The organism is Salmonella sp. SAL4457, from assembly GCF_046548235.1.
In the GTDB taxonomy this organism is placed as follows: domain Bacteria; phylum Pseudomonadota; class Gammaproteobacteria; order Enterobacterales; family Enterobacteriaceae; genus Salmonella; species Salmonella enterica.
In genome coordinates this window covers 1-245 of record NZ_JBGDZO010001117.1, presented here as the reverse complement: position 1 = coordinate 245, position 245 = coordinate 1, and the positions used below count along the sequence as shown (strand labels likewise).

Annotated in this window: 1 protein-coding gene; it reads left to right on the top strand. The window is 60.8% G+C overall.

Features of this window, described 5'->3' with window-relative positions:
• Nucleotides 1-2 precede the first annotated feature (2 nt).
• On the top strand, nt 3-110 hold the full coding sequence (locus tag ACLJNW_RS27655; protein ID WP_410961769.1) for an MBL fold metallo-hydrolase RNA specificity domain-containing protein: 108 nt from the start codon (nt 3-5) through the stop codon (nt 108-110).
• Nucleotides 111-245 lie beyond the last annotated feature (135 nt).

The window sequence follows — 245 nt, the reverse complement described above, 5'->3', positions numbered from 1 at the left end:
ACCTGATACATGGCGAGCGGGAAAAGATGGAAGCGCTGCAGAGCGCGATCCGCGAGCGTCTCGACTGGGATGCCGAGATACCGGAACCCGGCGAACGCATCGAGATCTGAGCCGCCGTCCGCAACTGTCACGCAGTCCGTGGCAGTATGCGGATGACCGCCTGTCCAGGGTGGTTGTAGAAGGAGTATGCGAATGCCCTACGAAGCCGATGACTATCTTTCCCGGCACTTCCAGACCAGCGGCAC